Annotated in this window: 23 protein-coding genes; 7 read left to right on the top strand and 16 right to left on the bottom strand. The window is 68.4% G+C overall.

Going from position 1 to position 26,564, the window contains the following annotated elements; genetic code table 11:
• Positions 1-103 precede the first annotated feature (103 nt).
• Positions 104-904: a DeoR/GlpR family DNA-binding transcription regulator gene (locus tag KAJ83_RS16440; protein WP_343222037.1), complete on the bottom strand. Its 801-nt coding sequence runs from the start codon at positions 902-904 to the stop codon at positions 104-106.
• A 234-nt stretch (positions 905-1,138) separates the two neighbouring features.
• Here KAJ83_RS16440 and KAJ83_RS16435 point away from each other — a divergent pair, with 234 nt between their 5' ends.
• Genes KAJ83_RS16435 through KAJ83_RS16420 form a run of 4 tightly spaced genes read left to right on the top strand, consistent with a single transcriptional unit; the run spans position 1,139 to position 6,054 of the window.
• On the top strand, positions 1,139-2,548 hold the full coding sequence (locus KAJ83_RS16435; RefSeq protein WP_210683199.1) for an NAD(P)/FAD-dependent oxidoreductase: 1,410 nt from the start codon (positions 1,139-1,141) through the stop codon (positions 2,546-2,548).
• A complete protein-coding gene (locus KAJ83_RS16430; RefSeq protein WP_210683198.1) occupies positions 2,541-3,815 on the top strand; it encodes an NAD(P)/FAD-dependent oxidoreductase in 1,275 nt (424 codons plus the stop codon). Before KAJ83_RS16435 ends, KAJ83_RS16430 begins: the two co-directional genes overlap by 8 nt.
• Positions 3,812-5,290: an FGGY family carbohydrate kinase gene (locus tag KAJ83_RS16425; protein WP_210683197.1), complete on the top strand. Its 1,479-nt coding sequence runs from the start codon at positions 3,812-3,814 to the stop codon at positions 5,288-5,290. Before KAJ83_RS16430 ends, KAJ83_RS16425 begins: the two co-directional genes overlap by 4 nt.
• Positions 5,287-6,054 carry an SDR family NAD(P)-dependent oxidoreductase gene (locus tag KAJ83_RS16420; protein ID WP_210683196.1) on the top strand — a complete coding sequence of 256 codons (768 nt, stop codon included), beginning with the start codon at positions 5,287-5,289 and terminating at the stop codon, positions 6,052-6,054. Before KAJ83_RS16425 ends, KAJ83_RS16420 begins: the two co-directional genes overlap by 4 nt.
• A 52-nt stretch (positions 6,055-6,106) precedes the next feature.
• Here KAJ83_RS16420 and KAJ83_RS16415 read toward each other — a convergent pair whose 3' ends face one another.
• The 10 genes from KAJ83_RS16415 to KAJ83_RS16370 form a co-directional block, all read right to left on the bottom strand.
• Positions 6,107-6,448 (bottom strand): cupin domain-containing protein, encoded by a 342-nt coding sequence (locus tag KAJ83_RS16415; protein WP_210683195.1) that lies wholly within the window; start codon positions 6,446-6,448, stop codon positions 6,107-6,109.
• On the bottom strand, positions 6,435-7,388 hold the full coding sequence (locus KAJ83_RS16410) for an NAD-dependent epimerase/dehydratase family protein (protein WP_210683194.1): 954 nt from the start codon (positions 7,386-7,388) through the stop codon (positions 6,435-6,437). Before KAJ83_RS16410 ends, KAJ83_RS16415 begins: the two co-directional genes overlap by 14 nt.
• A gap of 4 nt (positions 7,389-7,392) precedes the next feature.
• Positions 7,393-9,096 (bottom strand): FAD-dependent oxidoreductase, encoded by a 1,704-nt coding sequence (locus tag KAJ83_RS16405; protein ID WP_210683193.1) that lies wholly within the window; start codon positions 9,094-9,096, stop codon positions 7,393-7,395.
• A 3-nt stretch (positions 9,097-9,099) separates the two neighbouring features.
• Positions 9,100-10,086 carry an NAD-dependent epimerase/dehydratase family protein gene (locus KAJ83_RS16400; protein WP_210683192.1) on the bottom strand — a complete coding sequence of 329 codons (987 nt, stop codon included), beginning with the start codon at positions 10,084-10,086 and terminating at the stop codon, positions 9,100-9,102.
• A gap of 26 nt (positions 10,087-10,112) precedes the next feature.
• Complete coding sequence (locus tag KAJ83_RS16395; protein ID WP_210683191.1) at positions 10,113-11,063, bottom strand: NAD-dependent epimerase/dehydratase family protein; 951 nt, start codon at positions 11,061-11,063, stop codon at positions 10,113-10,115.
• Positions 11,064-11,091: 28 nt separating this feature from the next.
• Entirely contained in the window at positions 11,092-12,549 is a 1,458-nt protein-coding gene (locus KAJ83_RS16390; RefSeq protein WP_210683190.1) for an aldehyde dehydrogenase family protein, read from the bottom strand.
• A 65-nt stretch (positions 12,550-12,614) separates the two neighbouring features.
• The gene (locus tag KAJ83_RS16385) at positions 12,615-14,402 is read right to left on the bottom strand and encodes a thiamine pyrophosphate-binding protein (protein ID WP_210683189.1); all 1,788 of its coding nucleotides are present in this window, start codon (positions 14,400-14,402) and stop codon (positions 12,615-12,617) included.
• Positions 14,403-14,474: 72 nt separating this feature from the next.
• A complete protein-coding gene (locus KAJ83_RS16380; RefSeq protein WP_246484737.1) occupies positions 14,475-16,013 on the bottom strand; it encodes a tripartite tricarboxylate transporter permease in 1,539 nt (512 codons plus the stop codon).
• Positions 16,013-16,555, bottom strand: coding sequence for a tripartite tricarboxylate transporter TctB family protein (locus KAJ83_RS16375; RefSeq protein ID WP_210683188.1), 543 nt, complete (start codon positions 16,553-16,555; stop codon positions 16,013-16,015). The genes KAJ83_RS16380 and KAJ83_RS16375 overlap by 1 nt, the downstream gene beginning before the upstream one ends.
• A gap of 113 nt (positions 16,556-16,668) precedes the next feature.
• Positions 16,669-17,688, bottom strand: coding sequence for a Bug family tripartite tricarboxylate transporter substrate binding protein (locus KAJ83_RS16370; RefSeq protein WP_210683187.1), 1,020 nt, complete (start codon positions 17,686-17,688; stop codon positions 16,669-16,671).
• A 309-nt stretch (positions 17,689-17,997) separates the two neighbouring features.
• Between KAJ83_RS16370 and KAJ83_RS16365 the strand changes: the two genes are divergently transcribed.
• Positions 17,998-18,834 carry an IclR family transcriptional regulator gene (locus tag KAJ83_RS16365; RefSeq protein WP_210683186.1) on the top strand — a complete coding sequence of 279 codons (837 nt, stop codon included), beginning with the start codon at positions 17,998-18,000 and terminating at the stop codon, positions 18,832-18,834.
• A gap of 54 nt (positions 18,835-18,888) precedes the next feature.
• The gene (locus tag KAJ83_RS16360) at positions 18,889-19,677 is read left to right on the top strand and encodes an SDR family NAD(P)-dependent oxidoreductase (RefSeq protein WP_210683185.1); all 789 of its coding nucleotides are present in this window, start codon (positions 18,889-18,891) and stop codon (positions 19,675-19,677) included.
• A 36-nt stretch (positions 19,678-19,713) separates the two neighbouring features.
• Here KAJ83_RS16360 and KAJ83_RS16355 read toward each other — a convergent pair whose 3' ends face one another.
• The 4 genes from KAJ83_RS16355 to dctP all read right to left on the bottom strand — a co-directional run bounded on the left by KAJ83_RS16355 (position 19,714) and on the right by dctP (position 23,562).
• Complete coding sequence (locus KAJ83_RS16355) at positions 19,714-20,523, bottom strand: aspartate dehydrogenase (protein ID WP_210683184.1); 810 nt, start codon at positions 20,521-20,523, stop codon at positions 19,714-19,716.
• A gap of 61 nt (positions 20,524-20,584) precedes the next feature.
• On the bottom strand, positions 20,585-21,901 hold the full coding sequence (locus tag KAJ83_RS16350; RefSeq protein WP_210683183.1) for a TRAP transporter large permease: 1,317 nt from the start codon (positions 21,899-21,901) through the stop codon (positions 20,585-20,587).
• A gap of 41 nt (positions 21,902-21,942) precedes the next feature.
• Positions 21,943-22,440, bottom strand: a complete 498-nt coding sequence (locus tag KAJ83_RS16345) for a TRAP transporter small permease (protein WP_210683182.1) — start codon at positions 22,438-22,440, stop codon at positions 21,943-21,945.
• Between the two features lie 132 nt (positions 22,441-22,572).
• The gene (gene dctP / locus KAJ83_RS16340) at positions 22,573-23,562 is read right to left on the bottom strand and encodes a TRAP transporter substrate-binding protein DctP (RefSeq protein ID WP_210683181.1); all 990 of its coding nucleotides are present in this window, start codon (positions 23,560-23,562) and stop codon (positions 22,573-22,575) included.
• Positions 23,563-23,684: 122 nt separating this feature from the next.
• Here dctP and KAJ83_RS16335 point away from each other — a divergent pair, with 122 nt between their 5' ends.
• Positions 23,685-24,680, top strand: a complete 996-nt coding sequence (locus KAJ83_RS16335) for a substrate-binding domain-containing protein (RefSeq protein ID WP_210683180.1) — start codon at positions 23,685-23,687, stop codon at positions 24,678-24,680.
• A gap of 93 nt (positions 24,681-24,773) precedes the next feature.
• On the opposite strand, the gene KAJ83_RS16330 is transcribed toward KAJ83_RS16335, so the two are convergent.
• Complete coding sequence (locus KAJ83_RS16330; protein WP_210683179.1) at positions 24,774-26,483, bottom strand: thiamine pyrophosphate-binding protein; 1,710 nt, start codon at positions 26,481-26,483, stop codon at positions 24,774-24,776.
• Positions 26,484-26,564 lie beyond the last annotated feature (81 nt).

The raw sequence follows: 26,564 nt of genomic DNA, 5'->3' as shown, positions 1-26,564 counted from the left end.
GCCTCGTCCCCCGGCATATCCGTGTTCCCCTTCTCGAGACGCGACGGGTCCCTCCCCGCGCTTCGCCTCCCTCGATGCATATTGCAGCGCATCAATCCTCCGATCATTGCACGGTTACCGATGCATCCGCTAGAGCCTGCGCGAGCGCCCCTTCCGGCGGCCGGTCGCACACCAGATGATCGATGCGCCCCAGCGGACAGACCGCGAAGGCCGCGCGACGGTCGAATTTCGTCGCGTCCGCCAGCATGATCACGCGATCCGAATGCTCCAGCATCGCCCGCGCGATCTGCGCCTCGTCCACGCTGACATCCATGGCGCCCGCCCGCGCGTCGAGGGCACCCGCCCCCAGGATCGCGTGATCGGCGTGGAAGGCGCGCACCTGCGCGATCGCCATCGGCCCCACCGTTTCCGCATTGTCGCCGTCATAGGACCCGCCGACCAGGAAGACCCGCGCCTCCCCGCCCCCCTCCGCGAAGACGGCCGCGATCCGCGCCGAATTGGTCACCACGGTCAGGTCGGCGATGCGCGCCGCCTCCTCCGCGCAGAGCAGCGTCGTGGAGCCGGTATCGATGAAGATCGTCTCCCCCGGCGCGATCAGGCGCGCGGCCTTGGCCGCGATCACGCGCTTTGCCGCCGCGTTGCGGCCGAGCCGCTCCTGGAACGGCCCCTCCTCCCGCCGGCGCGGCAGCTTGGCGCCGCCATGCACCTTCTGGATGGCGCCGGCCTCCGCCAGGGCGGTGAGGTCGCGCCGAATGGTTTCGTGCGAGGACTCGAACAATCCGGCCAGATCCTCCACCGTAACGCGCCCGCGCTTGCGCACGAGGTCCGCGATCCGCGCCTGGCGGACGCGCGGCGTCACGGTGGCGCGCCCGACGCTCACCCGGCACCGCCGGGGCGTCCGCACGCACCCATCGATAACACCTCAAGCGAAACGCCCGAACCCAACAAAATTTCTCCTTAACGCCTGATTTTCGGAGATATTCCGAATTGATTATATTTCACGCCATATTGACCGAACGGTCATCGGCGCGTAGCTTAACCCCGCCTTGCGAAGCGGGACAAGGGGAAATCGCCACCCGCCCCGAGCTACCCACCCCGAAAGGTGCCCCGGGAAGGCGCGATTAAGGAGACCCCCCGCATGATCGAGCGTGATCGCCCGCCGCAGGCGCCCGTCGACATCGCCGTGATCGGCGCGGGCGTCGTCGGCTGCGCGGTCGCGCGGCGCTTCACGCTGGACGGCGCGCGGGTCTGCGTGCTGGAGAAGGCGGTCGATATCCTGGACGGCGCCAGCAAGGGCAATAGCGGCATCCTGCACACCGGCTTCGACGCGCCGGTCGGCTCGCTGGAGCAGCGCTGCATCGCCGACGGCTATGCCGAATACATGGAAATCCGCGACCGGCTGGGCCTGCCGCTGCTGGAAACCGGCGCCCTCGTCGTCGCCTGGACCGAGGCGGAGGAGGCGCGCCTGCCCGCCCTTCTCGATCAGGCGCGGGCCAACGGCGTGGCGGACGCGCGGCTCCTGGACAAGGCGGCGATCAAGGCACGCGAACCGCATCTGGCGGACGGCGCGCGCGCCGCCATCCTGGTCCCGCGCGAATATGTAATCGACCCCTGGGCCGCGCCGACCGCCTATATGATGCAGGCGCTGACCAACGGGGCCCATCTGATGCGCGGGGCGGGCGTCACGGCCGGGGCCTTCGACGGCGACCTCTGGCGGATCGAGACCGACGCCGGGCCGGTCCTGGCGCGCGCCGTCATCAATTGCGCCGGCCTTTTCGGCGACCGGATCGACGCGATGCTCCTGGGGGACAGTCACTTCACGATCCGCCCGCGCAAGGGGCAGTTCGTGGTCTTCGACAAGGCAGCCACGGCGCTCGTCTCCGGGATCGTCCTGCCGACGCCCAGCGCGACGACAAAGGGCGTGGTGGTCTGCCGCACGGCCTATGGCAATGTTCTGGTCGGCCCGACGGCGGAGGAACAGGAAAGCCGCACCGACGCCGCCACCGACCGGGAGACGTTGCGCATGCTGATCGACAAGGCGGCGACCATCGTGCCCGCGCTCGCCGATCAGCCGGTGACCGCCGCCTATGCCGGCCTGCGCCCGGCGAGCGAGGAAAAGGATTACCGCGTCCGCGTGGAGGCCGACCGGCGCTATATCACGCTGGGCGGCATCCGCTCCACGGGGTTGAGCGCGGCCCTCGGCCTCGCCCGGCACGCGGCGGATTTGCATGCGACCTTCGCCGCGTCGACCGTCCCCCTTTCGGAGCCGCACTGGCCGCGCGCCCCGCGCCTGGCGGAGCATGCCCCCCGCGATTGGGCGGAGGCCGATAATGGCGGTATCCTCTGCCATTGCGAACTGGTGACGCGCCGGGAGGTGGCGGCCGCCCTCACCGGCCCGCTGGCCGCGCGCGGGCTGGGCGGGCTGAAACGGCGCACGCGCGTCACCATGGGCCGGTGCCAAGGATTCTATTGCAGCGCCGCCCTGGCGGACGTGACGGCCGGGCGCCTCGACCCGCCGATGGCCTTGCCGGACCGCGCCGATGACTGAAGCCTCCCTGAAAGATGGCGCGGTGGAGGATGTCGCGGTCGCGATCGTCGGCGGCGGCCCCGCCGGACTGGCCGCCGCGACGCGGTTGGCCGAACAGGGCATCCGCGATCTCGTCCTGCTGGAACGGGAGGAGGAAGCCGGCGGGATCCCCCGTCATTGCGGTCACTACCCCTTCGGCCTGCGGGAGATGCAGCGCCTGCTGCGCGGCCCGGACTATGCCCGGCGGCTGGCCGCGCGGGCGCGCGCGGCGGGCGTCGACATCCGCACGCGGACCAGCGTGGTACGCCTCGGCCCCGGTCCCCATCCAACCCTGGACCTCACCACGCCGGAGGGGGCGACACGCCTGCGCGCCGAGCGCGTGCTGCTGGCCACCGGCGTGCGGGAGACGAGCCGCGCCGCGCGCCTCATCGGCGGCGGGCGCATGCGGGGCGTGGTCTCCACCGGCGCGCTGCAATCGATGATCTATCTGAAGGGGCTGGTGCCCTTCCGGCGCCCGGTCGTCCTGGGAACGGAATTGGTTTCCTTCTCAAGCCTGATGACCTGCCGGCATGCGGGCGCGCGTCCCGTCGCGATGGTGGAACCGGGGACGCGGATCACCGCCCGGTCCTTCGCCCGCGCCTTGCCCGCGCTGATGGGCATTCCGGTCCATCTGGAAACGACGGTCGAGGCGATCCACGGCACCGACCGGGTGGAGGGCGTGACCCTTGCCGGGCCCGACGGTGCGCGACGCGAGATCGACTGCGACGGGGTCATCGTCAGCGGCGCCTTCACGCCGGAGGCGAGCCTCGCGCGGCTCGGCGGATTCGCGATCGACGCGGGCGGCGGCGGGCCGGTCATCGATCAATATGGACGGATGAGCGACCCCGCCTACTATGCCGCCGGGAACCTGCTGCGGCCGGTCGAGACAGCGGGCTGGAGCTGGCGGGAGGGCCTGACGGTCGCCGACGCGCTGGCCGCCGACCTGCGGGGCGGGCCTCCGCCACCGCCCACGATCCGGCTTTCCGTAACGGGCGACGCCTTGCGCTTCGTGACACCGTCGCGCCTGTCCCTGGACGGGCCGGCACCGGCCTTCGACGCGGTGCAGTTGCGCGCGGCGCGCGCGGCGCGGGGGCTGCTGACGGCGCGGGCGGGGTCGCGCATCCTGTGGACGGGACGGCTGGACACGCTGCCGGAACGCCGCATCCTGGCGCCGATCGCGCCGCTTCTGGCCGCCGGACCGGGGGCCGAGATCACGTTCGCCCTGGAGGAAGGAAGGGAAACGTCATGACGGACGCCGCCGCGATCGTCGCCATCGACCAGGGCACGACCAGCACCCGCGCCCTGCGGCTGGAAGCGGACGGACGCGCCCATGTGGTCCATGCGGTGGAGCACGCGCAATCCTATCCCCGCCCCGGTTGGGTCGAGCACGACCCGGAGGAGCTGATCCGCAACATCCGCGCCTGCCTGGAGGCCGCCGCCGCCAATCCCGCCGACCCCGGCGTCGCCGCCATCGCCATCGCCAACCAGGGCGAAAGCTGCCTTGCCTGGGACGCGGAGACGAAGGAGGCGCTTTCCCAGGTGATCGTCTGGCAGGATGACCGCACGCACGCCGATGTCGCGCGCCTCAAGGCCGAGGGCGCGGAGGCCGAGGTCCTGGCCCGCGCGGGCCTGCCGCTGGACAGCTATTTCTCCGCCAGCAAGCTCGCCTGGTTGCTGCGCACCCTGCCGCAGGCGCGCGAATTGCTCGAACGGGGGCGGTTGCGCCTGGGTACCACCGACGCCTTCTTCCTGGACCGGTTGACGGGGCGCGCGGCGACGGACGTGACCACGGCCTCGCGCACCTCGCTCCTCGATATCGAACGCGGGGCGTGGGACCCCACGCTCTGCCGCCTGTTCGGCGTGCCGATGGAGGCGCTGCCGCCCGTCGTGCCGACGACGGGCGATTTCGGCGCGGTCGAGGTCGCGGGCCGCGCCGTGCCGGTACTGGCCGGGGTCGTCGACCAGCAGGCGGCCCTGCACGGGCACGGTTGCCGCGCGCGGGGCGATGCCAAGATCACCTTCGGCACCGGCGCCTTCGCCCTGATGGTGACGGGGACGGAACCGCTGCGCGCGCCGGACCTGGGGCTTCTGCCCACCATCGCCTGGAAGAAGGGAACGGCGCCCGCCGACTATGCCGTCGACGGCGCTGTCTATTCGGCCGCCGCGGCGGTGAATTGGGCGCGCGGCCTGGGTCTCTTCCGAACCTACGACCAGATCAACGGGTTCGAGCATGCCCCCGCGATCGATCGCGGCTTGGCCTTCGTGCCCGCGCTCTCCGGCCTCGCCTGTCCGCATTGGTCGCGGGGCGCGCGGGGCACGTGGCTCGGCCTCGGCCTCGACAGCGGGGCGGCCGACATGATGCAGGCCCTGCTGGAAGGCGTCGCGCTGCGCGCGGCGGAGGTCGTGGCCGCCATGGAAACCCTGAGCCCGATCGCGGGCGCCGTCTCGATCGACGGCGGTCTGGCCGCCAATCCCTATTTCCGCCAGTTCCTGGCCGACACGCTCGGCCGGGAGGTGACGATCCCGGCCGGCGGGGAGTTGACCGGCCTGGGCGCGGCGCAACTCGCCGCCGAGGCGGCGGGCCTCCCCATCGCCCATGGAACCGCGGCCGAGTGCATCGCGCCGCGCGCCGACGGCGCCGCCTGGCGCGCGCGCTTCGCCGAGGCCATCGCCCTCAGCCGCCGCTGGGCGGACACCCTTCCCGAGGAGGAAACCGACCGATGAGCAGCCCCTATGCCGTATCCTTCGAAGGCCATGCCGCCCTGATCGCCGGGGGCGGAGGCGGCATGGGCCTCGCCATCGCCAACGCGCTGATCGCGGCGGGCGCGCATGTCGCCATCCTGGATCTGAAACCCCGGCCGGACGATCTGGCCGCCGGGCCGGGCCGCGCCCTCCACCGCCAGGGCGACGCCAGCGACGAGACGGTCGTGCGCGCCGTCGTCGAGGAGGCGGAAGGGACCTTCGGCCGGCTCGACCATCTGGTCAACACGACGGGCGTGCTGTGGTTCGACCGGGACAAATCCTGCCTGGAGATGGACATGGATGTCTGGGACCAGGTGTTGCGGATCAACCTGAAGAGCTTCGCGCTGACCGCCCGCCACGCCGCGCCCGCCATGAAGCGCGCGGGCGGCGGGTCGATGGTGCATATCGCCTCGGTCGACGCAATGCGCGGCGACGACCGCCCGCAGGACGCCTATGGCGCATCGAAGGCCGCCGTGGTGCGCCTGTCGAAATCGCTGGCGATCCAACTCGCCAAGGACGGCATCCGGTCAAACTGCATTCTGCCGGGGGCGATCATGACCCCGATGCAGGCGCGCTGGGACGGCGACGCGGACACCCAGGCGGCGGTCGCCGGCGCCGTGCCGCTGGGCCGTATCGGGCGCGCGGACGACGTGGCCTCGGCCGCGCTGTTCCTGCTGTCGGCGGAATCCGGCTACATCACCGGCATCGACCTGCCCGTCGATGGCGGGGTGCTGGCCGCCCCGTGACGCGGTGCGTGCCCCCTTCGGCGACGAAATCGACCAGAACCGCCCCCCGGAATCAGGCGAAGAAATCCTCCCGCATGGGGGAAAAGACCTCGATCAGTTCCCCCGCCTCGACGCAGATCGCGCCATGCGGCAGGCCGGAGGGGATGAGGAAACTGTCGCCCGGGCCCATGCGCCGCGTCTCGCCGTCGATCATGATGTCGAAGACACCGCTTACGACATAGCTGCATTGAACATGCGGATGGGTGTGCGGGGGGCCGACGCCGCCCGCCTCGAAACGGTTGCGCAGCATCATCACCGCCTCGTTGAAGGTCAGGATCTTGCGCGCGACACCGTCGCCCACCGCTTCCCAGGCTACGGCTTCATCGACCAGATGTTTCTCGTTAAAGCGTACCATCCCTCGATCCTCCCGGGTTGGACATGAAAAACGCGGTCCGATGATCGTGCCGCGCGCGCCAGCCGAGCCGGTCCCGGGCGCGGCGCGTGTCGAACATCGGGGCATGGGGATTGTCCGCGAACCACGCCCGGTCCACGGCGTCGGGCAGGCCGCCGAACCGCCCCGCCACCCGATCCAGCGTCGGCGTCGGGTGGAGGGTCGAGGGCGCGCTCAGATAGAAAGCCTCGAACCCGCCATAGGGCGCGTCGAGGGCCCGGACGAAGGCATCGGCCACGTCGCGCGGGTCGATATGGTGCCAGCACAGGCCGCCGCCCGCCGGCGCATGCCCGCCGGCCGAGGGGCCGCGATAGCCATCGGGGTCGAGGGCACGCGCCCGGACCTCCCCCATCATCGAGGGGAAGAGGATGAAGACGGGGCGGAGCGCCAGGACCTCCATCCGTCCGCGCGCGGCGAAGGCGCGCCCCGCCTGCTCCGCCATCAGCTTGGAGAGACCATAGGGATCGGTCGGCCGCGCCTCGTGCCCCTCATCCACCGGCAGGCGCTCCGGCATCCGGAAATAGTCCGGCCAGACCGTGTTGCCGAGCACGCTGTCGGAGGAACACAGGACAACCCGCCTGACACCCGCCCGCCACGCGGCCTCCAGCACCGTCCAACTGCCGAGCGCGTTGCGCTCCACGATGTCTCGGGGCGTGCCGCCGCCGATATTGGCGGCGGCGGCGATATGAAGAACCGCGTCGATATCCGCGCAAGCCCCCGTCACCGCGTCGAGGTCGAGGATGCTCGCCGTGACATGCTCGCCGTCCGGTGGGTCCGACGCCGGGACGCGCATGTCGAGGGTCCGCGTCGCACGGCCGGCGCGCGATACCGCCGTGACCACATGGGCGCCGAGCAACCCGGCGCCGCCGGTGATCAGGACACGCCCACCCCCGCGCCCCGACACCGTGTCAGCCCCCCGTCCCGGCGGCGACATGGCGCCCCACCAGATAACCGAAGGTCAATGCAGGCCCCAGCGTGATTCCCGGCCCCGGATAGCGCCCTCGCATGATCGATTGCATGTCGTTGCCGACGGCATAGAGGCCCGGGATGACCGCGCCGTCCGCGTCCAAGACCTCGCACGCCTCGTTCGTGCGCAAGCCGGCGACGGTGCCGAGATCGCTCAAGGTAAGTTCGATCGCATGGAACGGCCCTTGTTCTATCGGGGCCAGGCAGGGATTCGGCCCGATATCGCCGTCGCCCAGATAGCGGGAATAGACATCCTCCCCCCGGCCGAACGCGCTGTCGCGGCCTCGGCGGGCATCCGCGTTGAAGTGATCGACCGTCTCGACGAGCGCGGCCGCCTCCACGCCGATCGCGGCGGCCAGTTCCGCGATGCTGTCGGCGGTCTTGAGATACCCGGCCGCCCGATAGGGCGCGAGGTTCCGCGTGAAGGGGATGATCGCGCCCAGCCCGTATTTCCAGATGAAGCGGCTGTCGCACAGGATATGGGCGGGCAGGTTCCCCCCTTCCGCGTTGGTGCGCAGCAGGGCCTCCCCGAAACGGTGGTAGGAGACCGCCTCGTTGGTGAAACGCCGCCCGGCCTTGTTGACGACGATGGAACCGGGCTTGCCGCGATCGGTCACGGTGTGCGGATAGACCACCTTCCGCCCGTCCGCCCGGCGATAGATCGAGGCCGGCGACCAATAGGCATTGTTCGTATTGTCGTCGCCGATCCGCCCGCCCGCCGCGACCCCGAGGTCAAGGCCGTCCCCGGTGCTGCCCGGGGCGAAGGGGCTGTCGGGACTGGTCGCCTCCGGCAGATAGGCGCGGCGTTTCTCCACATTGTTGGAGAAACCTCCGGTGGAGAGGACGACGCCCCGGGCCGCGCGGATCGTCGATGCCGCCCCGCCCCGTTCGATCCGCACGCCGACGGCGCGGCCGTCCTCCTTCAGAATTTCCGTCGTGACGCAATCGGTCAGGATACGCACATCGCGGTCGAGGAGCGATTTCAGGAGCCGTCCCGCCAAGGCATTGCCGAGCACGAGCCGCGAGCCGCGATGATGGCGCAACCGCTGCATGCCATAGTGCGCGACCAGGGCCGCGACCCGCAGGAAGGCGCGCGGAGAGCGCCACATCTTGCGGAAATGCGGCAGATCCTCCCGCGCGACCATCATGCCGCCCAGGATGGTGAATTCAGGGATCGGCGGACGCAGCTTGCGGAACCAGGGGCCGAGGGTCGCGGCATCGAAGGCCACCGGCTCCAGCACCCGCATGCCGTCCCGCGCGCCCTCGTATTCGGGGTAGTAATCGGGATAGAAGGGGACGGGTTTCAACCGCACGGCGGTATGGCGTTCCAGATAATCCACCGCCTCGCGCCCCCGTTCGACGAAACGCACGCGCGCGTCACGCCCCTCCGCCGTCGGGATCACCCGGTCGAGATAGCGCAGCATGGCGGCCGGATCGTCCGGCATGCCGGCCGCCGCCATCTTGGCGTTGTCGGGGATATAGACCATGCCGCCGGAAAAGCTGGTATTCCCGCCGACGAACCCGGTCTTCTCGACCACCACGACATCGAGCCCCTCGCACGCCGCGACGGCGGCGGCCGTCATCCCGGCCGCGCCCGCCCCAATGACGAGAAGGTCGCACGTGATGTCCGTACCGCCACCGCCCATGAATCAGCTCCCCCCGTTCGCGTGATAACTCCGCGGATTGGCGCGCATCCATTCGGCGAAGGCGGCGACGGCTTCCTGCAGCGAATGGCGGGGGACGAAGCCGAACTCCTCGCGCATCCGCTCGCAGGCAAGCGGCCCGCGCGGCACGATGAACTGGGTCCAGGGCTCGGTCCCGCCGCCGACATCGATCGCGGCGCCGGGCACCGCCGCGCGCACGGCCTCCGCTACGTCGAAGGTCGATTGATTGCGCCCGGATCCAAGATGATAGGCGCGATGCGCCAGGCGATCGGCCCCGTAAAGAACCAGGAGACCGGCCGCGCAATCCGGCACGAAGGTGAAACTGGCGGCGAAATCCCCGCCGGACGGCTCGACGATCGCCTCGCCCCGCATGGCGCGGCGCAGGAATTCGGGGATCGGGCCGCGCGGCCCCTCGAATTCCCTCGGCACCAGCGGCGGGCCGAATATCCAGGAAACCCGCACCGAGGCAGCGGAGAGACCGTAGGTCTCGGCATATATCTCGGTCAGGATCTCGGCCGATCGCTTCGTGCCGGCATAGAAGGTGCGCGGCGTCGGCACCCGGTCCTCCGGCACCGGGGTCGTCGCGTCCGGCAGGTCCTGGAAGACCGATCCCGTGGACACCAGCAGGAACCGCCGCCACTCCTGGCGCCGCGCGGTCTCCAAAAGCAGGGCCGTGCCGTTCACATTGCTCTGCACCGCGCGATGCGGTTGGGGCTTGCACATCTTGTCGTTGGGAACGGCGGCGGTATGAATGCAGCCGTCGATCCGATGCGCCGCCGCCAGCATCCCGACCTCATAGGGATCGGACAGATCGCACCGCACCCAGACCACGTCGCCCGTCACGGCCCGCGCGTCGTCCGCGCGGAAGGTGGACATATAGTGCGCCAGCACCGGAATCCCGGCGGCCGCCGCCTGCTTGACCGTCTCGTAGCCGACATGTCCCATGCCGCCGGTGACCAGAAGCCGTCCCATCGTCATCTCCCCAGAATTCGCGCGCGTCATGCCGCGTCCGCCGCGCGGACATGGTCCAGATAGGCGCTCAGGCCCGCGCGGATATCGAAGCGCGGACGGTAGCCGAAGACCTCGCGCGCCCTGTCGCAGCGGAGCGCGCCCTTCTCCGGAATCTCGACCTCGCCGTTATGCCGGTAAGTGCCGGAGCCGACGGTGATCCGCGCGCCGGGCACCAACGCACCGATCAGGTCCGCGATCTCGGCGAGCGAGGGGGCGCTGTCGCTGGCGATGTGATAGGCGTCGAACGGATGGTCGCGATGGTCGAGGGCCATCAGCGTCCCCGCCACCGCGTCGTCGATATAGGTATGGTCGATGCGCGACGACGCCCCGTGGGGAACATGAAGCGGCTGCCCGCGCAACGCCGCCTTCACCATGTTGCACGGTACCCGGTCGCGCGGGAAACCCGGCCCATAGACCCAGGAGGTGCGCAGATTGATGCATGCCAAGCCATGGCTCGCCGCGTAGGTCCGGCCCAGATGCTCGACCGCCTGCTTGGAGACGCCATAGGCGTAGAGCGGATATTGCGGATGCTCCTCGTCGATGCGGGCGGCGCGGAAGGCGCCGTAGATTTCCTCCGAACTGATATGGAGAACCCGCTTCACCCCGTGGCGCGCCATCGCCTGGAACAGATTGATGGCACCTTCCGTGTTGACGCGGAAGACGCCCGCCGGGCTCTCCAGCGAGGCCATGACGCCCACGATCGCCGCGCAATGGATCACCGCGTCGGGCCGAACCTCGGCCATCACCGCATCAAGGCCGGCGGCATCCATGATGTCGCATTCGACCGCCCGCGCGCCCCGATGGGCGCGGGCGAAGGCGTCGAGCCCCGGGCTCGGCCCGCGGTCGAGCGCGACCACCGCGTCCCCGCGCGCGGCCAGCGCCTCGCACACCGCCTTGCCGAGGAACCCCCCGCCGCCCGTAACCAATACCGTTTTCACGTCGCGATCCTTCCTTCGGCGGCACGGCTCAATAATTGAAGAGGATGAGGCGTTCTTCCGTCATGTCCCGCATGGCGTAGCGCGGCCCCTCGCGTCCGATGCCGCTGTCCTTCACCCCGCCATAGGCCAGTTGATCGGTGCGCCAGGTCGACGAACCGTTGATGATGACCCCGCCCGTGCGCAGCCGCCGGGCGAGCGAGAGCGCGCGCTTCGTGCTGTCGGTGAAGACGCCGCATTGCAGGCCGTAGCGGCTCTCCGAAATCTCCGTCGCCACGCGGTCGAGATCGTCATAGGCGACGATGCTGGCGACCGGGCCGAAGACCTCGTCGCATACGACCTTCATGTCCGACGTCACGTCCGTCAGCAATGTCGGCTGATAGGCCGCGCCGTCGCGCGCGCCGCCGGTCAGTACCCGGGCGCCGCCTTGCCGCGCCTCGTCGACCCAGCCTTCGACACGCCTGGCCGCCGCCTCGTCGATCAGCGTGCCGACATCGACGCCGTCGGCCAGCGGATCGCCCAGCACCAGCTTCTCCATCTCCGCCGCGATCTTCTTGCCGAGCGTGTCGGCCAGCGCGCGGGGCACATGGATATTCTGCACGGAAATACAGCTCTGCCCCGCGAGGCGCACGGCGTTGCGCGCCAGAAGCGGCGCGATCGCGTCCAGGTCCGCGTCGTCGCACACGATCGTCGGGCCGGTTCCGCCCAGTTCCAGCGCGACGGGGCGCAGCCCGCTCGCCGCGCGGATCATCGCGCCGACGCGGCTGGAGCCGGTGAAGGTGATCAAATCCACGCCCGGATTCTCCACCAGCGCCCGGCCCGTCTCCGGGCCGCCATGCACGACCTGGATGAAGGCGCGCGGCATGCCCGCCTCGTAGAACAACTCCACCAGCCGGTGCACCACCATCGGGCATTGCTGCGGCGGCTTGATGATGCTGGCGTTCCCGGCGGCGAAGGCCGGCGCCAGCTTATGACAGGCGAGGTTGAAGGGCGCGTTGAAGGGCGTGATCGCGCCGACGACCCCGACGGGGAAGCGCATCAGGAAGGCCATCTTGCCATGCCCCATGGCGCTGCCGTCGAGGGGAACGTGGGTGCCCTCGATCCGGATCGCCTCCTCCGCGGAAAGGGAGAGCGTATCCATCGAGCGCTTAACCTCGCCCCGCGCGTCGCCCAGCGCCTTGCCGGTCTCGCGGGCCATGATCGCGCCGATCTCGTCCGCGCGCTCGACGACCAGATCGGCCACGCGGCGCAGGATCGCCGCGCGTTCATAGGCCGGCATCGCCGCCACGGCGGGCGCCGCCTCGCGCGCGGCCGCGACCGCGGCGGCCACATCCGCCGCGCCGCCGGTCGGCGCGCGGCAAACCGGCTCGTTCCGATAGGGGTCCATGCACTCGAAAAGGTCGGTGCCGGCGACCGCCTCCCCGCCGATATAATGCGGGAGGGTTTGCGGGGAGGCCTGGGGGGAAGTTGGGGAGGGCTTGCTGCTCATGCGATCCGGTCCTTCATGTCTCGTCGGGGTCGCCGGGACGGGCGACCAAGGCATATCGGGGGTCGTCAGGTCCCGTCGGGACGCCAGGGTTGGCCGAAGGCGGGCTCCGGCGTCGGCAAGGGGGGCAATTCCCAGGTGCCGACCGAGGGCGGCTTGACGCCCGGATCGACCTCCAGATCGATCACCCAGGGCTTGTTGCTGGCGATCGCCTGGGTCAGGGCGTCGCGGAAATCGTCGGAGCGGCTGACCTTCACGCCGTCGACCCCGTGCGCGCGGGCGAGCGCCGCGAAATCCGGATTATAGGGTTCCGCGTTGGCGCCGGCGGTGAAGCTTGTGCCAAGCTCCCGCCCGCCGAACTGGCCATGCTGCAGGTCGCGGATCGCGCCCCAGGCATAGTTGTTCCAGATCACCCAGACGGCCGGGATGTCGTATTCGACGGCCGTGCACAGGACATGCGGCGTCATGGTGAAGCCACCGTCCCCGACCACCGCGACGCAGGGACGCTCCGGGGCCGCCAGCTTCGCGCCGAGGACACCGGAGACGCCGAAGCCCATCGCCGAATATCCCCAGGTGTTCAGCATGCTCTGCGGTCGCCGCGATTCCCAGAACTGCATGAACCAATTGTGATGCGCGCCGGAATCGGGAACCAGGATCATATCGTCGGGCGCCGTGGTCTGGATGTCGCGCACCACGCGCTCCGGGCGCATCGGATTGCTGTCGATCTCGAAATTGGGGCCTATGAAGGCCTCCCATTCCGCCCGCCAGCCGGCGATCAGCTCCAGCCAGGGCGCGGTCTCCGCGCGACGGCTGACGCCACGCCGCTCCATCTCGCCGAGAAGCTGGATCAGGAAGATCCGGGCATCCGCCTGAACGCCGATCGTGGGCTCGTAGTTGCGGCCCAGCTCGCCCGCGTCGATATCCACCTGGATCAGCTTCGCCGGCGGGAAATTCCAGGAATAACCCGGTTTCCAGGAGGAGGCGGAGCGGTCGTCGAAGCGCGCCCCGATGCACAGCACCAGATCCGCGCGCCGCGCCGCCTGGTTCGCCGGATACGCCCCGTTGCGCCCGATGAAGCCGAGCGAGAGCGGATCGCGCATGTCGAGCGACCCCATGCCGTTGGGCGAGGCGACCTGCGGAATCTGCAATAGGTGCTGAAGCGCGGTCAGTTCCGCTCCCGCCTCGGCCAGCGTCACGCCATGGCCGACGAAGATCACCGGCCGCTCCGCCGCCAGCAGCGCGTCGGCGATCGCCGCGATGGCCTCGGGCGAGGCGCCGGGACGGGTGGCGAGCCGGCCCGGCGGGGTCGCGCGCAGCGCCACGTCCGCGGTCTCCTGGAACAGATTATAGGGCACGTCCAGATTGACCGGCCCCGGCCGGCCACTGGTCATCAGGCTGGTGGCCTGACTCAGCGCCAGCGGCAGCATCTCCACCCGGGTCGGTTGGAAGGAGCGTTTCACGAACGGTTTCACCACGTCCGGAAAGCTCGCCTGATTGTGCATGTAGGTTTCCTGGAACGGCGCACGGTTGAACTGCGAGGTCGGCACGTTCGCCGTGATCGCCAGGAAGGTGGAACTGTCGGCCTGGGCGCAGGCGAGCGACATCGGGATATTGGCCGATCCCGGCCCGCAGGAGGTCAGCGTCGCCACCGGCTGGTGCGAGACACGGTAATAGGCATCCGCCATATGGCCCGCCGTCTGCTCATGCCGGGGGGAGACGAGCGTGATCTCGTCCCGCCGGTCGTAGAGCGCATCCAGCATGCCGACATTGCCGTGCCCGCAAATGCCGAAGACATAAGGCATGCCCTCGCGGATCAGATGTTCGGCGATCAAGTCGCCGCCCTTGGTTTCAGCCATCCGATCGATCTCCCATTAAGCGCGCGCTCACGACGCGGTGTTCCTTGAAGTCAGTGTTCGTTGCCGGGCCGGTCATCGGGCGGACGGCCCCGCACCCGACCCGGCCCGCGCCTCCTTCGGGTCGGCCGGTGCCTTCCGGCGGCGGGCGATATAAGCGGCGATCGGCGCCAGCCAGATCAGGATCGTCACCGTGCCCAGCACGGCCGCGATCGGCCGGCCGAAAAACGCGGTCAGATCGCCGCGTTGAGCGATCATCGCCTGCATGAAGTTCTCCTCCAGCAACACGCCGATCACCATGCCCAGGATCAGCGGCGCGACCGGATAGTCGTTCTCCTGCATGAAGAAGGAGAGGATGCCGGCGGCGAGCGCCGTGGCGATCCCCATCATCGAATTGTTGATCGCGTAGGCGCCGACCATGGTGAAGACCAGGATGATCGGCATCAGCACGTCGCGCGGCACGCGCAGCAATTGCTTGGCCAGCTTGATGGCGACATAGCCGACCGGGATCAGGAACAGGTTCGCGATCAGGAAGGCGACGAAGATCGAATAGACCAGCGGCGCGTTCTCCACGAACACCGTCGGTCCGGGCTCCAACCCCTTCAGGAACAGGACGCCGATCACGATGGCGGTCACGGAATCCCCAGGAATGCCGAAGACGATGGAGGGAATCCAGGTGGAACAGGTGGCCGCGTTGTTCGACGCGCTGGCCGCGACGATGCCTTCCGGATGGCCGGTGCCGAACTTCTCCGGCGTCCTGGAGAAGCGCTTGGCGACACCGAAGGAAACCCAGGACGCGATGTCGGAGCCCGCGCCGGGCAGCGCGCCCACCAACGTCCCGATCAGCGAGCCGCGCGCGACATTGTTGCGATAGCGCCAGACGGTTCGTCCGACCGCGCGGTAATCGACCGGTTGCTCACGCGTATCGGCCTCCGCGCCGCGCGGGGGATGGATCAGGTTGCGCATCACCTCCGCCACGGCGAAGACACCGATCATCACGGGGATGAAGTGGATGCCCTCCATCAATTCGAACGTGCCGAAGGTGAAGCGCGGCGCGCCGGAAATCAGGTCCAGCCCGACCATCGCCAGCAGCAGCCCGATCGAGAGCGAGACCAGCCCCTTCACCGGATTGGTGGCCGAGACGAGCGCCGCGGTCGAAAGCCCGATGCAGGCGAGCCAGAAATATTCGTAATACTGGAATTCCAGTGAGAACTCGGCCAGCAGCGGCGCGGAGAAGCTGAGCGCCAGCGTGCCCACGACCCCGCCCAGCACGGAACAGAACAGCGCGATGGTGAGCGCGTTCGCCCCCTGGCCCTTGCGGGTCATCTCGTGCGCCTCCTCCGCATAGGCGGCGGAGGCGGGCGTGCCCGGTATGCGCAGCAGCGCGCCCGGCAGATCCCCGGCGAAGATCGCCATGGCGACGGCGGTGGCGATCGCGGCGAGCGCCGCCACCGGTTCCATGAAGAAGGTGATCGGCACCAGCAACGCGACCGCGACGGTCGCGGAGATGCCGGGAATGGCGCCGGCGAAGATGCCGAAGACACAGGCCCCCAGAATCACCAGCAGGATGTCGAGACGGAAGACGAGATCGATCGCGGCGAGCAGGTTTTCCATCAGAGAATCCCCCGCAGCATATCCTCCACCGGCCCGACCGGCAGGGGCACGCGCAGCGCCAACCCGAAAAGGAGGTAGATTCCCACGGCGGTGAGCAGCGCGATGACCACGTTGGAAAGGCTTCGACCCAACCCCCGGGTCACGCTCAACAAGGCGATCAGCATCGCCAGCACCGTCGGCAGGAAACCGAGCATGTCGGCCGCCAGAATATAGAAGAGCATGACCCCGACGATGGCGAGGAAGAGAAGATAACTGCGCCCGCGCCGCGCCCAATCGGCGAGCGTGACCCAGCGGCCGGCCGCCCCATCCGCCAAACCACCCGCCGACCCATTTCCGGGGTCTCCTCCCGCGGCGCGGCGTGCCCGCAGGCCGTTGATCATCAGCAGCAACCCGCCGAGCCCCATCACCCCGGCGACCACGCGGGGAAACAGGCTGGGGCCATAGGGCACGCCCGGCATGGCGGCGAAGCTGCCCGCATGCACGAAGGCGAGGATCGCCAGCAGCAGGAACAGCGCGCCCGTGATCGCATCATTGACCTTCATGGGAAGACCTCGATTCGCTCGCATGGGGTAAGGACGGAAGCCTCGGGGACGGAGAGGGGTGGACGGCGGCGCGCCTTAGCACGTCGCCACCGTCCCTTCCCCGATGGCCGGGCCTATTGCAGGCCGGCGGCCTTCATCACCTCGCAGATCGCGGTATCCTCGGACGCATGGAACGCCCGCGCCTCCTCCGGGCCCATCCAGGTCTTGGAGAACCCACGCTCGTTCATGAAGTCCGTGAAGGTCTCGCTGTCATAGGCGGCACGAACCGCCTCGACGAGCTTGTCCCGCAGATCGTCCGACAGGCCCGCGGGCGCGCCGATCATCCGCCAGGTCTGGGAGGTCCAGTCGACGCCGACGGCCTCCTTCACGGTCGGCACGTCCGGCAGCTTCTCGAACCGCTCCGCCCCCATGGTGGCGAGCGGCTTCACCTTGCCCGCCTTGACCAGCGGCAAGGCGGTGGACAACGGCGGGGTGACGAAGGTGACCGCCCCGGCGGCCACGTCCTTGAGCGAGGGACCGCCGCCCTGGGACGGAACCCAGGCGACCTTCGCCGGGTCGATCCCGGCTTCCACCAACAGCCCCGCCCAGGCGAGGTGATAGATGCCGCCCGTGCCGGTACCGGAGGCGGTATAGGTGCCGGCCGGCTCGTTCCGGATCGCGTCGAGCGCGGCTTCGAGCGAATCGAACTCGGACTCCCCACCGACGCTGACCGCCGCGGCTTCGGCGTTGAGCAGCGCGATATGCGTGAATTTATCGGCCGAGAGGTCGGTCAGTCCCTTGCAGACGAGTTGGCTGAGATCGACGTTGATCGTGCCGATCGTGTAGCCGTCCGGCTTCGCGCTCGCCATCGCGTTATGGCCGATCAGGCCCGACCCGCCGGTGCGGTTCACGACATTCACCGGCTGCCCCAGATTCTGTTCCATCGCGGCCGCCAGCGTGCGGGCCACGGTATCCGTCCCGCCCCCCGCGCCCCACGGCACGATCATGGTGATCGGCCGGTTGGGCCAATCGTCGTCGGCCAGCGCCGGACCGGCGCCGAGACCCGAGGATAGGCCGATGGCCGAGGCGAGAAGACCGGCCCCGACGACCGTCCGCCGCACCGCCGATACCAGCGTACTCTTGGACTTGGACATTTCGCATCTCCCTTGGATGTGCAGTTCGCCTGCTTGGAGACCCGACATCGACGGCCGGGTTTCTTGTTCCGCGTCTCTTGACCGACGCTGGCAAGGTTATGCGAGGTGGGGGATTTCTCTGTCAATAAATTTTCTCATATTATTTTTTTAATTTCACTATATGAGAAAACAAACCATGCGGTGGTTGATATCCAGTAAACCCATCGCATCCTGGGGTTTGAATGCGCCGCATCATGTGCGGGGTTTCGAAACCCCCTTGATTTGCTCACATCGTGAGTATACCACTCACATCATGATGGAGGAATAGCGATGCGTGATGATACGGAAAAGCCCGAGAAGGCCGCCGGTCGAATCCAATCCCTGGAGCGTGCCTTCGCGATCCTGGAGGAAACGGCGCGGCACCGCGACGGGGTGACCCTGACCCATCTGAGCCGCGCGCTCGGGCTGCATACCAGCACCCTCTATCACCTGATCAAGACATTGACGGCGCTGGGCTATCTCCACGCCATGGGCGACAGCAAGCGATATCGCGTCGGCCGGGGCATCTTCCTGCTGGCCTCCGCCTGCCATGACGAGATCGAGCTGTCCAACACCGTCGCCCCCTTCCTGGACCGCCTGGCCGAGGAAACGGGGGAGAGTACGCATTTCGCCATATGGGAACGCGACAGCGCCCTGATCCTGGCGCGGGCCTCCGGTTCCAAGGCGCTGCAAATGACGGAGCGCGCGGGCACGCTGCGCCCGCTCTATTGCACGGCGATCGGCAAGGCGCTGCTCTCCGGCCTGGACGAGGCGGAATACGAAACCGCGACGCATGCCATCGCCTTCGACGCCCATACCTCCAACACGCTGAAGGGGCCAACCGAACTGCGCCTTCAGGTGGAGAAGGCGCGACACGAGGGCGTCGCCTTCGACGATTGCGAATATAACGCGGAAGTTCGCTGCATGGCCGCGCCCGTGCGCGACTTCCGGGGGAAGGTGATCGGTGCGATCGGGTTCTCCGGCCCGGTTTGGCGCATGTCCTTCTCCGACATGGCCACCTATATCCCGCGCACGGCGGCGATCGCGGCCGAATTGTCGGAGAGCCTGGGACACACGCACCCGACGCCGGGCGGGGCGGCGGAAGACGGGAGGGCGGACTCCGCCTGACCGCCCCGGCGCACCTGCGAACGAACCAACGGACATCATCGAAGAGGGGAAGACATGAGCCCGTCCAGCATGAACGGCAAGGTCGCCGTCGTCACCGGCGCGAGCAAGGGAATCGGCCGCGCCATCGCGGAACGTCTGGCGGCGGACGGCTGCGACTGCTTCCTGATCGCGCGCTCCGCCGACGCCCTGGCGGAGGTCGCCGAGGCGATCGAGGCGACGGGACGACGCGCCGGCTGGGCCGCCGTCGATCTCGGCGCGCTCGACGGGGTGGAGGAAGCGGCGGCGGCCGCGCGGGAGCGTTTCGGCCGCGTCGACATCCTGGTCAATTGCGCCGGCGATACCAAGGCCGGTGCCTTCCCCGCCCAACCGGACGCGGACTGGATGGCGGGGTTCGCGCTGAAATTCCACGGGGCGGTGCGGCTGACCCGCGCGCTCTGGCCCCTGCTGGTCGAAAGCCACGGGACCGTGATCAATATCGGCGGGGCGGCGGCCTATTCACCGGCGCCGGGCTTCATGATCGGCGGCGCGGTCAACGCGGCGCTGGCCCATTTCACCAAGGCGCTCTCGAAGCAGGGGCTGATGGACGATGTGAATGTGAATATCGTCCATCCGGGCATGACCGCCTCGGACCGGATGCGGCGCCTGCTGGAACAGCAAGCCGAGGCGCAAGGCATCTCCGTCGAGGAGGCGACCGCCAAGAGCGAGGCCGCCTCCGGCATCCGTCGGATCGGCACGCCCGAGGACGTGGCGACGACCGTCGCCTTCCTGTGCGACCCCGCCGCCCGGCATATCCAAGGGGTTCAGATCGCGGTCGACGGCGGCGCCACCGACGGGCTGCACTGAGCGCGCCGGCCACTGGAACCGGACCCGCCCGCCCCGTCAGATGCGAATGACGCGCGCCCGGCGGCGGATCGTCCGAACGAGGCTCATGGCCGCGAGCGCGGAGGATTTTGGATTATCCGGCAGGGTGCGCCCGTCGAGCGCCAAGACGAGGCGTCCGAAATCGCCCTCCGCCTCGACCTCGTGCCGATTGCCGGACAGGGTCGGGTCGGCGATCAGTACCGCCTCCGTCTCGTCCAGACCGAGACCGGCGAGCGCGACCATCGCCGCGACATTGGCATTCTTGGGATAGCGCCGCGCGGCTTCCCGCGCCGGCCCCCGGAAATGCTCCGCCGGGCCTTGCAGCCGGTCGAGGTCGAGGATTTCCTCGGCCGGCGTGCCCTTCCAGCCGGCGGGGGGCTTGCGCGCGATATACCGCACGCTCGAAAGCCCGCCGACGGCCGCGGCCGTCAAGGCATCGATGCCCGCGATCGCCCCCGGCGCCAGTTCCAGGCACCCGCCGCCGGCACGCCCCGCGCGCTCCAACGCCTCGGCGAGCGCCGGGTCGGCCAACGCGCCGACCGACAGCGACACCACGTCGATCCCCGCCGCGAGCAACCCGGCCCCATGCATCGACAAACCCGCATGCCCCGCGCAATCGGCGGCGATATCGACAGCGCCCGGCGGAATCGCGGCGGCGTCGGTCCAGACCGCGCCTCCCGCGCCCCCGGGGTCCAGCAGCGCGCGCGCCGCGTCCTCCCGTCCCGGGCGGGCCAGAACCCCGGCCAGGCGTATATCGGGCTCCGACGCGAATTTTTCCGCCGCGTAGGCGGCGATCGGCCCGTAGCCGATCAGAAGAATCGAAAGCATCCGACCAGTTCCCATGCCCCGTATCGCGAAGGAGGGGAAGGGGGCGAGCCCCGGCCCCCCGCTAATTCTGTATCAGTGACGGCAGATAGGTGACCAGCGGCGGATAAAGCAGCAGGATGCTCAGCAGCACCAGCTCCGCCACCACGAAGGGCGCGACCGCGCGATAGATCATCACCGTCGTCGTCCCCGGCGGGGAGACCCCCTTCATCGCGAACAGCAACAGACCGAAGGGCGGTGTCATGCCGCTGATCTCGATCGCGAAGAGCACCAGGATGCCGAGCCAGATCACATCGATCCCGAGCGCCTGGGCGAGCGGCATGTAGAAGGGGATGGTCAGCAGGATCATGCTGAGCGAATCCATGATCATGCCCAGCAGCAATAGGATCATCAGCATCCCGATGACGACATGGATCGGGTCCGGATCGATCTCCTGCACCAGGGCGACCAATTCCTGCGTCGCGCCGGAGAAGGCGAGAATCTGCGAAAAGGTTCCCGACCCCGCGATGATCAGCAGCATCATGCCGCCGATCATGGCCGCGCCGTAAAGCGACCGGCCCAGCATCCGCAAGCTGAAGCGGCCATAGGCCACGCTGAAGAGGAGCGCGCCCATGGCGCCGAGGGCCGCCGATTCCGTCGGCGTCGCCAGACCGCCCAGAATGCTGCCGACAACCACCACGAAAAGCAGCATCAGCGGCATGACATAGATCACGAAGGGGCGCCACCGTTCCCAGAAGGGCAGGCGCGGCACTTCGTAATTGGGGGCCAGATTCGGATTTATCAGACACCGCACCAGCACGATCGAGGCATGGGTCAGGCCGATCATCACGCCTGGCACGATGCCGCCGATCAGCAGATAGCTGATCGGGATCTGAGAGACCGTGCCGAGCAGGATGGCCATGTTGGAGGGCGGAATCAGCATCGCCACGCCGCCGACCGCCATGATCGGACCCATGGAGATGCTGGGATGATAACCGCGCCGCGTCATCTCGGGGATGAGGGTACTGCCCAGCATCGCGGTGTTCGCCATGCTCGACCCCGAAAGCGCGGAGAAGACGATTCCACCGCCGACAGCCGCGAGGCTCAACCGCCCGGGAACGCGGGTGAACAGGCGCTCGATCGCGTCGATACATTTCACCGCGAGACCGCATTGGAAGAGAATCTCGCCCATCGCGATGAACATCAGCAAGGGCGCGAGAGTGAAATTGACAACCGAATCAACGGCATTGCGGGTGACTTGAACCAGTCCCGTCTCGCCGCCCAGAAAAACCATCGCGCCGACGATATTGGCGCTGAAGAAGGCGAAGGCGACCGGCAGGCCGAAGAGCATGAGGCCCATCGTCGTGCCGATCAGCAGGGTCATGACCCAATACCATTCCATGATGTCGTCCCTCGCCCTTGCCGGCGCTGATGAGTTGGAAGTCAGAAGGCCGTATTGGGGCCCGGCTTACGGCCGGCGACGAAGCACCGGCGCAGCGCCTCGATCGCGAGCGTGCCGAACATCACGGAGACCGACGCGAAAGGTATCCATTCCGGCACGAGGACGTAGCGGAAGATCATCGATCCCTGCTCGAAGGCCTGGACCGCCGCGCGGGCCGCGTACCAGCAGAGCGCCGCCGACGCGCCCATGACGATCAGCATGGCGAGCGTGCGCATCACCCGGACCACGGGCTCCGGCATGAACATCAGGACGAGATCGACCTCGACGTGACGGCCGAGTTTCAGGACATAGGCGGCCATTCCCGTGGTGACGCCGAGGATGCCGTACTCGACGAAATCGAAGACCCAGGGCAGCCCCCCGAGTTCCAGATTTCTGAGAGTGACGTCGGCGCAAACCCCGACCACCATCAAGCCGACAAGCGCGGCCGAGAACGCGACCAACGCATCGAGAACCCTGTCCCAAACCTTCCAGAAGACCATCCGTCCATCCCTCGTCATCGCGGAGGAACCCACCCCGGACCGGATCCGGGGTCAGGGCCGGGGTCCGCGCCCCGCACCTCGCGGCGCCCGGCCGGAAAGGCCGGGCGCCGTCAAGGATAATACCGGATGATCTTACTCGTGGCCGAGCAGAAGCGGCTTCAGCTTGGCGCTGAATTCGGGCGCCCGCTCCGTGATCTGCTCCCAGGTCGATTCATAGGCGATATCGAGGAACTTCGCGCTGTCCTCCTCGGGCAGATCGATCACCTCGAACCCGTCCTCGGTCACCGCGCGTTCGATCGCGGCTTCCTCGGCCGCCTGCATGGCCCAGCTTGGCCCGCCCTCGACATAGAGGCCGGCCGCCTCGATCACGGCACGCTGCTTCTCGCTCAACCCGTTATAACGCTCGAGATTCATGAAGATCGCGATATTCGGGGTATAGAAGCCGGGGCCGACACGATACTTGGCCACCTCGATCCAGCTCGACCCGTAGAGTTCCGAGTTGATGTTGGAATAACCGTTGGCGACGCCGCGCTCCAGCGCGGTATAGATCTCGCCGCGGCTGATCTGAAGCGGCTCGGCCTCCAGCGCATTGAAGAGCGCCTTGACCGTGTTGGTCGTGCGCAGACGCAATCCCTTGAAGTCATCCAGCGAGCGCACCGGCTCGTTGGTGAAGATGTGGAAGGATACATCGCCCGCATAGAGGCCGACCATCCGGATGCCGGCGGGCTCCAGGAACTCGTTGATGGCGTCGAAGGCGCCGTTGGTCCGCATCTCCTGCGTGGTCACGCGCGGCGCGCTGATGCCGCCGAGACCGGGGACGAGATTCTCGAAATAGCTGGGCGGAGCGGCGACGATATCGACCAGACCATCGGCGAGCGCGCGGGCCTGCTGGTTGGTCGGAATGGCTTCCGGCCCCACCACGCTGGCGATATTCAGCTCGTCCGTGCCCTGTTCATTGGCGAACTCCACGAAGGCATCGAAGGTGGTGCGGAACGGCGAGGTCGGCGTGCCGGTATAGATGGCGGCCTTCATCTCCACCGGCTCGGCCTGGGCCGAGGTGAAGCCGGCCATGCAGAGCGCGGCCGCGGCGAATGCGAAGCGTGTTGCAGATCCCAGTTTCATATTGAGTCCCCTGTTCTGATGTTTATACTAACCATTTAGTTAATAGATGACTCTTAACGGTGTCAAGGGACCAACGTAACGTCCGTCGGATAAGGACGTTCGAAACGGATGGAGAAGCGTGGATGGCCGATGCCTTGGAACTCAGTCTCGCGGTGTGCGATTACGACCGCTGCCGGGCGGTGCTGGATGGGCGCGCGCGGGTCGATGGATGCCGAATCCTGCCGACGGCGCTCGAACCGGAGGAGGCGTTCCATCGGGCCTTCAAGTTCCAGGAATTCGATGTGACGGAACTGTCGATGAGCAGTTTCACCATGCTGACCGCGCGCGGCGACTGCCCCTATGTCGGCATCCCCGCCTTCGTCTCGCGCCTGTTCCGGCATTCCGGCATCTATATCCGTACCGACCGGGGTATCGAGACCGCCGCCGACTTGAAGGGCAAGGTAATCGGCCTGCCGGAATATCAGATCACGGCGACGGTCTGGATTCGCGGTATCCTGGAGGATGAATATGGGGTCGACACCCGGTCCGTCGCCTGGCGTCAGGGCGGGCTGGAAGACCCCGGACGAACCGAACGCTCGACCATCGCCCTGCCCGGGGATATCGACCTGAAGCCGATTCCGGCGGAACGCACCCTCTCCGACATGTTGGCGACGGGGGAAATCGACGCCCTCATCACGGCGCGCGCGCCCTCCTGCTTCCTGAAAGGCACGCCCGGCGTCGCGCGGATGTTCCCCGATTACCGCGCCGCGGAGCAGGACTATTACCGGCGTACAGGAATATTCCCGATCATGCATCTGATCGGCATCCGCCGCTCGATCTACGAGCATCACCCCTGGGTCGCGGTCAATCTCTACAAGGCCTTCCTGGAGGCGAAGCGGCATGCGATGTACGAATTGTCCCAGATCGGCCATCTATTCGTCAGCCTGCCCTGGTCGGTGATGGAGCGGGACCAGACGGTCGAATTGATGGGCGAGGATTTCTGGAGCTACGGCGCCGAGGAGAACCGAAAGGTGCTGGAAACCTTCCTCGGCTATCACCACCGCCAGGGGCTGTCCGAGCGTCGGGTGACGGTCGAGGAAATGTTCGCCCCCTCGACCCTCGAACTCACCAAGATCTGAGCCGGGAACCCGCGGACGGAAGCTGGGGACTGGGAACGGGGAGCTGGGAACGGGCGCGGCCGGGCGTCTTTCGTGTCGGCGCGCATGTGGCTGTCAGCCCGGCGTGCGCGCCGGCATCAGGATTTCAAGCACACAGACCCCGTCCTCCGCCCGTGCCCGTTGGGCCAGACGCGCGATTTCATCCTCCAGATCGGCGGCCTCGCCGTCCCGACGCACCGCCTCCAACGCACCGAACCCACGCGCGATCCCGGCGATATCCAGCGCCGGATCGTCCAGGCATTGACCAACCCATATGGACTCGAGCGACCGCCCCCGCGCTTCGGCCACCCGACGCTGATGCACGACATCATTGCCGTAGACACCGTTCGCCGCCACCAGGACCAGAAGCGGCAGACGGTTGTTCGCGGCCGTCCAAAGCGCGGAAGCCCCCATGACGAAATCGCCGTCGCCCAGGATCGCGACCGGAAGCCGGTCGCCGTCCTTGAGCGCCAGCGCCGCCCCGACCGCCATCCCGGGACCGGAGGCCAAGCCTTCTCCTCCGTCGCGACCGAGATAGTCGAGCGGATAGCGGAACGGCAAAAGCCCGCCCCACCACCCCAGCGGCAGACGCGTCAGGGTAATCGGCATGGTTCGGCGCACCTGCTCCAGGGCCCGGGCCATGCGCGCGAAAGGCCCATCGGCGGCAAGACCGTGGGCCGGCGGCTTCTCCGCCCCGCCCGCGTCGCCCCCCGGCATCGCCGAGGACCAGATTCCACCCGGTGCGGGCGCCTCCGATCCGCCACGGCAATGCGCGGCCAGGGCCGATATCATCGCGTCCGGATCGCACGCGATCCAGTCGATCGCGCCGGGCAGGGCATGGGAATCCTTCACGAAGCCACGGTGCGCGCCGTGATCGAGGGAGGCCAGAACCGCCGTCCCCGGCCGCCCGGCCAACAATGTCGCCGGATCGATCGGGTCGAGCGCGAGGATCATATCCGCCGCCTCCAAGGCCGCCTGTTGGTCGCGGTCGGGCGCGAAACCGGGCGCACCGACATGGGCCGGGTGGTCGGTGGGAAAGGCGGCGGCGGAGCGGAGATCGGTCACGACCCGGGCCCCCAGCTTCTCCACCAGCGCGATCCGCGCCATCCAATCGTCGAGCCCGCGCGAGACCCGCCCGAAGACGAGCAACGGCCGCTCCGCCGCGCGCAGCAGCCGGGCGACCTCCGCCACCCGTTCGGCCGAGGGGCCGGGGCGGTCCATGCGCGGCAGACGCGCCAAGGTCTCCGCCGGGGGCGGGTCCGGGATATCGGTTTCCTGATAGGCCACATCCATGCAGACATAAACCGGTCCGCGCGGCGCGTGGCCCGCGCGAAACGTCCCTTCCGCCAATGACCGCGCCGCCGCGACGGCGGAACCCGGCTGGTCGTCCCATTTGGTATAGGGGCGCACGATGGCCGCCTGGTCCTGCATGGTATGGATCCATTCGATCCAGGGACGGCGCCGGGTCGCGTCCATCGCGCCGCTCGCGCCCAGCACGACGACCGGCGCCCGATCGACCCAGGCATTGTGGATCGCCATCGCCGCATGCAGCAGCCCGACATTGGAATGCAGCAGCGCCAGCGCCGGCGCGTCCGTCACCTTCGCCCAGCCATGGGCGAGCGCGACCGCATGCTCGTCATGCAGACAGGTCAGAAGGTCGATCCGTCCGCCCTCGTGATTGACGAGACTATCATGCAGGCCGCGATAGCTCGCGCCGGGATTGAGCGCCGCGAAGCGGAACCCGAGCCGGCGGATCGTCTCCGCGATGAGGTCCGACCCCCACATTGTCGTTTCTCCCGGTGACGCTTTACCCAGGTCAATGAGTGTACTAACTTGTTAGTTAAATTCAATCGCAATCCAGACGCC

This window comes from Marivibrio halodurans (genome assembly GCF_017963645.1).
GTDB lineage: Bacteria > Pseudomonadota > Alphaproteobacteria > UBA8366 > Aestuariispiraceae > Marivibrio > Marivibrio halodurans.
This window is presented reverse-complemented; position numbering and strand designations above follow the sequence as displayed.

Excerpts from the sequence above, each read along its gene's own strand:
- KAJ83_RS16435 (WP_210683199.1), top strand. The coding sequence starts at position 1,139 with ATGATCGAGCGTGATCGCCCGCCGCAGGCGCCCGTCGACATCGCCGTG.
- KAJ83_RS16430 (WP_210683198.1), top strand. The coding sequence starts at position 2,541 with ATGACTGAAGCCTCCCTGAAAGATGGCGCGGTGGAGGATGTCGCGGTC.
- KAJ83_RS16425 (WP_210683197.1), top strand. The coding sequence starts at position 3,812 with ATGACGGACGCCGCCGCGATCGTCGCCATCGACCAGGGCACGACCAGC.
- KAJ83_RS16420 (WP_210683196.1), top strand. The coding sequence starts at position 5,287 with ATGAGCAGCCCCTATGCCGTATCCTTCGAAGGCCATGCCGCCCTGATC.
- KAJ83_RS16415 (WP_210683195.1), bottom strand. The coding sequence starts at position 6,448 with ATGGTACGCTTTAACGAGAAACATCTGGTCGATGAAGCCGTAGCCTGG.
- KAJ83_RS16405 (WP_210683193.1), bottom strand. The coding sequence starts at position 9,096 with ATGGGCGGTGGCGGTACGGACATCACGTGCGACCTTCTCGTCATTGGG.
- KAJ83_RS16400 (WP_210683192.1), bottom strand. The coding sequence starts at position 10,086 with ATGGGACGGCTTCTGGTCACCGGCGGCATGGGACATGTCGGCTACGAG.
- KAJ83_RS16390 (WP_210683190.1), bottom strand. The coding sequence starts at position 12,549 with ATGAGCAGCAAGCCCTCCCCAACTTCCCCCCAGGCCTCCCCGCAAACC.
- KAJ83_RS16385 (WP_210683189.1), bottom strand. The coding sequence starts at position 14,402 with ATGGCTGAAACCAAGGGCGGCGACTTGATCGCCGAACATCTGATCCGC.
- KAJ83_RS16380 (WP_246484737.1), bottom strand. The coding sequence starts at position 16,013 with ATGGAAAACCTGCTCGCCGCGATCGATCTCGTCTTCCGTCTCGACATC.
- KAJ83_RS16375 (WP_210683188.1), bottom strand. The coding sequence starts at position 16,555 with ATGAAGGTCAATGATGCGATCACGGGCGCGCTGTTCCTGCTGCTGGCG.
- KAJ83_RS16370 (WP_210683187.1), bottom strand. The coding sequence starts at position 17,688 with ATGTCCAAGTCCAAGAGTACGCTGGTATCGGCGGTGCGGCGGACGGTC.
- KAJ83_RS16365 (WP_210683186.1), top strand. The coding sequence starts at position 17,998 with ATGCGTGATGATACGGAAAAGCCCGAGAAGGCCGCCGGTCGAATCCAA.
- KAJ83_RS16360 (WP_210683185.1), top strand. The coding sequence starts at position 18,889 with ATGAGCCCGTCCAGCATGAACGGCAAGGTCGCCGTCGTCACCGGCGCG.
- KAJ83_RS16355 (WP_210683184.1), bottom strand. The coding sequence starts at position 20,523 with ATGCTTTCGATTCTTCTGATCGGCTACGGGCCGATCGCCGCCTACGCG.
- KAJ83_RS16350 (WP_210683183.1), bottom strand. The coding sequence starts at position 21,901 with ATGGAATGGTATTGGGTCATGACCCTGCTGATCGGCACGACGATGGGC.
- KAJ83_RS16345 (WP_210683182.1), bottom strand. The coding sequence starts at position 22,440 with ATGGTCTTCTGGAAGGTTTGGGACAGGGTTCTCGATGCGTTGGTCGCG.
- dctP (WP_210683181.1), bottom strand. The coding sequence starts at position 23,562 with ATGAAACTGGGATCTGCAACACGCTTCGCATTCGCCGCGGCCGCGCTC.
- KAJ83_RS16335 (WP_210683180.1), top strand. The coding sequence starts at position 23,685 with ATGGCCGATGCCTTGGAACTCAGTCTCGCGGTGTGCGATTACGACCGC.
- KAJ83_RS16330 (WP_210683179.1), bottom strand. The coding sequence starts at position 26,483 with ATGTGGGGGTCGGACCTCATCGCGGAGACGATCCGCCGGCTCGGGTTC.